The 4163-nt window shown below is 69.2% G+C and carries 4 protein-coding genes; 1 reads left to right on the forward strand and 3 read right to left on the reverse strand.

Annotation, left to right across the window (positions count from 1 at the left end; translation table 11 throughout):
• The 3 genes from VI056_00005 to VI056_00015 all read right to left on the reverse strand — a co-directional run.
• Nucleotides 1-771 (reverse strand): aconitase family protein (locus VI056_00005; GenBank protein ID HEY6201397.1); only part of this gene is annotated, 771 nt, incomplete at its 3' end.
• Nucleotides 768-1997 (reverse strand): threonine ammonia-lyase, encoded by a 1230-nt coding sequence (ilvA, locus tag VI056_00010; protein ID HEY6201398.1) that lies wholly within the window; start codon nt 1995-1997, stop codon nt 768-770. The genes VI056_00005 and ilvA, both read right to left, overlap by 4 nt.
• A 5-nt stretch (nt 1998-2002) precedes the next feature.
• On the reverse strand, nt 2003-3211 hold the full coding sequence (locus tag VI056_00015) for a PLP-dependent aminotransferase family protein (GenBank protein ID HEY6201399.1): 1209 nt from the start codon (nt 3209-3211) through the stop codon (nt 2003-2005).
• A gap of 390 nt (nt 3212-3601) precedes the next feature.
• Between VI056_00015 and VI056_00020 the strand changes: the two genes are divergently transcribed.
• Nucleotides 3602-3931, forward strand: coding sequence for a zinc-ribbon domain containing protein (locus VI056_00020; GenBank protein HEY6201400.1), 330 nt, complete (start codon nt 3602-3604; stop codon nt 3929-3931).
• Nucleotides 3932-4163 lie beyond the last annotated feature (232 nt).

Genomic DNA, 4163 nt, shown 5'->3' on the forward strand with positions numbered 1-4163 from the left:
CGCGCGCTCCCACTGCGCGCCCTTCGGCGCGTGCTGGCGCTTCTCGACGTAGGCGTAGGTCGTGTCGTCGGGCGCGACCATCCCAGCGCGCGCGCCCGCCTCGATCGACATGTTGCAGATGGTCATGCGCCCTTCCATCGACAGCGCGCGGATCGCCGAGCCGCGATATTCGATCACCGTGCCGACACCGCCGCTCACGCCGATGCGCGCGATGATCCCGAGGATCACGTCCTTCGCCCACACGCCATGCGGAAGCGCGCCCTCGACGGTGACCGCCATCGTGCCGGGGCGCTTGGCCCAGAGCGTCTGCGTCGCGAGGACGTGCTCGACCTCGCTCGTCCCGATCCCGAACGCGATCGCGCCGAAGGCGCCGTGCGTCGACGTATGGCTGTCGCCGCACACGATCGTCATGCCCGGCTCCGTGAGTCCGAGCTGCGGCGAGATGACGTGGACGATCCCCTGCTCCGGCGCGCCCATCGGGAAGAGACGGATGCCGAACTCGCGCGCGTTGCGGGCCATCGCTTCCATCTGCTTCAGGGAGATGTCGTCGGCGGGAGTCGCGACCGTCGTCGGCACGTTGTGATCCATCGTCGACAGCGTGAGGTCGGGCCGCCGCACCTTGCGGTGCGCAAGCCGCAGCCCTTCGAACGCCTGCGGCGAGGTCACCTCATGGACGAGATGGAGATCGACGTAGAGAAGATCCGGCTCGCCCGCGGCCCGCCGCACGACGTGCTGCTCCCAGACCTTCTCCGCGAGCGTGCGCCTGGTCACGGCGCCGACGTGTCGAGCTCCTCGGCAGGGAACCCGTGCCCGCGGATCAGCGCGAGCACCGAGTCGGCGTGCGCGCGATCGCGGGTGTCCACGATGACGTCGAGGCCGACGCGGCCGAGTCCGGCGTACGGGCCGACGCGGTGGATCCCAACGTGAAGGATGTTGATCCGCTCGGCGGTGAGGATGCCGGTGAGCTCGTGCAGCATGCCCGGCCGGTCGTCGAGCCAGGTGCGGAACGCCAGATAGCGGCCAGCCGACGCAAGACCCTGCTGCAGCGCTTTGCCGAGGAGGTTGGGGTCGATGTTGCCGCCGCTCACCACGACGCCGACCTTTTGACCGCCGACGTGGCCGTTCGCCTCGAGGACCGCGGCGATGCCCGCGGCGCCCGCGCCCTCTGCGAGCATCTTAGTGCGCTCGAGCAGCACGACGATCGCGCGCGCGATGGCCTGATCGCTGACGGTGATGATGTCGTCGACGTACGTACGAACGATCGCGAGCGTCCGCTCCGCGGGGCGGCGCACCGCGATGCCGTCGGCGATCGTCGCAGCCGCTCTCTCGGTGATGCGTCCGTCGCGGAACGACTCCGCGAAGGCCGAGGCGCCGTCGGACTGCACGCCGATGATGCGCAGGCGCGGCCTCCGCTCCGACGCGGCGAGCGCGATCCCCGCGATCAGCCCGCCGCCGCCCACCGGTACGACGAGCGTGTCGAGCTCGTCGGCGTCCTCGAGCATCTCGAGAGCGACGGTTCCCTGACCGGCGATGACGTCGTCGTCGTCGAACGCGTGCACGTACGTGCGTCCGCGCTCGCGCGCGATGTCGAGGGCGACAGCGTGCGCTTCGTCGTAGCCGCCGTCGGCGAGCACGGTCTCGGCGCCGCTGCGCTGGATCGCGGTGAGCTTCGCCAGCGGGACGCCCTGCGGCAACACGACGGTCGCGGGCGCGCCGACGAGCTGCGCGGCGAACGCGACACCTTGTCCGTGGTTGCCGGCGGACGCGGTCACGACACCCGCTGTGCGCTTCGCCGCATCGAGGCGCGTGAGCGCGTTCAGCGCGCCGCGGATCTTGAACGCACCGGTGCGCTGCAGGTTCTCGAGCTTGAGATACACCTCGCGGCCGGCGAGCTGCGAAAGCGCCGGCGATCGCTCGGTCGGCGTGCGGCGGACATGCGGCGCGATGCGCGCAGCGGCCTCGACGACCGCGGCACGCGACAGCGCCGGCTTCTCCACGACGGTCATGATGCGACCCGGTCAAAGGCGCGCCGCAACCGCCGTACTCCTTCGTCGATCCGCTCGAGAGTCGGTCCGCTGATGGAGAAGCGGAACGCCTCCGAGTGATCGCGCGCGATAGCGAACGCGTGTCCAGGCACGAAGGCGACGCCCGCCTCCAGCGCGACGGTCAGCAGAGTTGCTGAGCTCATGCCGGAAGGAAGGCGGACCCAGAAGTAGAAGCCGCCATCGGGGTCGTTCCAGCGCACACCGGTCCCGGCGAACTCGCGCTCGAGCGCGGCGCCACCCCGCTCGAGCTTCGCGCGATACATGTCACGCAGCTTCGCGACGTGCGCGGGAGCGCCGCCCCGGCGTTCGAATTCGAGCACGATGCGCTGACCGAGCGTTCCGGTCGACGAGTCCATCGTCTGCTTCGCTGCCGCCATGCGACCGATCACCTCGCGGTCGGCGATGACCCACCCGACGCGCAGGCCGGGGAGGAACGTCTTCGAGAAGCTGCCTATCGAGACGACCTCGGTGGCGGAGTCGCGCGCGGCGAGCGGCGCGATGTCCGTGCCGCGGTAGCGAAGGAGGCCGTAGGGATCGTCCTCGATGACGACGGCGCCGTACGTTGCCGCGAGCGCGAGCAGCGCGTCGCGGCGGCGATCCGACATCGTCTCGCCGGTCGGATTCTGGAAGTTCGGCACGATGAAGAACATCCGCGGCGCGAGCCCGTCGCGACGGAGGACGCGCGCGGCCTCGGCGACATCGAGTCCTTCGTCGTCGATGGGGACCTCGACGACGCGCGCGCCGTGGTTGCGGAACGCCGACAGCGCGTTCGCGAACGCCGGCGACTCCGTCACGACCACGTCGCCTGGTCGCAGATAGACCCGGCACGCGAGGTCGATCGCCTGGAGCGCTCCGGCGCTGATGAGCACCTCTTCCGGATCGGCGGCGATCCCGCGTGCGCGCGCGTCGGCCGCGACGGCGGCGCGGAGCTCCGGCTCGCCCTCGGTCATCGTGTAGCCGAGGGCGCTTGCGCCCTCGCGGCGGATCACGGTCGCCGCCAGCTCGTCGGCGCCGACGAGATCGAGCGCTTCGCGGGCCGGTGAGCCCACCGCGAACGAGACCGTGTCGCGCGTCTGCCGCGCGACGATGCCGATCGTCTCGTCGATGAACGAGCCGAAGACCTCGTTCAGCCGGTCCCGATCGCCGATCTCCAGTTGTCTTGCCATGTCACTCCTTCAATGTCCTGACAACAGAAAGGCCTCCCGTTCTGGGAGGCCGTTTTGCGGTGCCTGGGTGCGGTTGCGAGGTGCGGCTCAGCCTCCCGAACGCGAAATTGGCCCCGGGATCGGGGCCGGAAGGATGATCGGGAGAAGCCGGAAAGCCATCGCCAGTGACGCTAGGGACCGGTGCCGACCTCCGTCAACGACGGCCCGTCACGTTGGTCAGGCTGCACAGGCCGACACGGGGCCGTCGGACATACACTTAAAGGGCTCCGCAAGGCGGAGCGCCGCTGGCGGACAAGGGCCCGGAACGTAGTAGGTCGCGTGCAGGTCATCCTCACGTAGAGACTGGTCCCGATCCTCGAAGCGCAGAGGCAAATACGAGAGGAGACCTGAGTGTCTTTCGCAGACAAGACCCTGACCTGTCGCGACTGTGGCCAAGAGTTCATCTGGACCGCCGGAGAGCAAGAGTTCTACGCGAGCCGTGGCCTTCAGAACCCCCCGAGCCGTTGCCCCGCTGACCGCGCGGCGCGCCGCGCCGGTGGCGGTGGTGGTGGCGGTGGTGGTGGTGGATACGGCGGCGGCGCCCGCGAGATGTTCACCGCGACCTGCAGCAACTGTGGCAAGGAAGCCCGCGTGCCGTTCCAGCCGCGTGGTGACAAGCCCGTCTACTGCAGCGACTGCTTCGAGCAGCGACGTCCGTCGCAGTCTCGTAGCCGTTACTAGCTAGTGCCGAAGCAAAAAGGACCGAAGCGCGACAAGGCCGAGAAGAATCGGATCGCCGCGCTCAAAGCACAAAAGGCACGTAAGGGTGGGGCCGGCGGAGATCGCCGGCCTCCCCGTTGAAATCATCCACCGCTAGCGTCACGGTCAAGCTCCACGGTGGACCTTTCAATGGGCAGTCGGCTGTCGCCTACGGCGCGATCGTCGGCAAGCTCATCGAGGTGAATCACAAGTC

Source organism: Candidatus Limnocylindria bacterium, from assembly GCA_036523395.1.
Classification (GTDB): domain Bacteria; phylum Chloroflexota; class Limnocylindria; order P2-11E; family P2-11E; genus CF-39.

Excerpts from the sequence above, each read along its gene's own strand:
- VI056_00015 (HEY6201399.1), bottom strand. The coding sequence starts at position 3,211 with ATGGCAAGACAACTGGAGATCGGCGATCGGGACCGGCTGAACGAGGTC.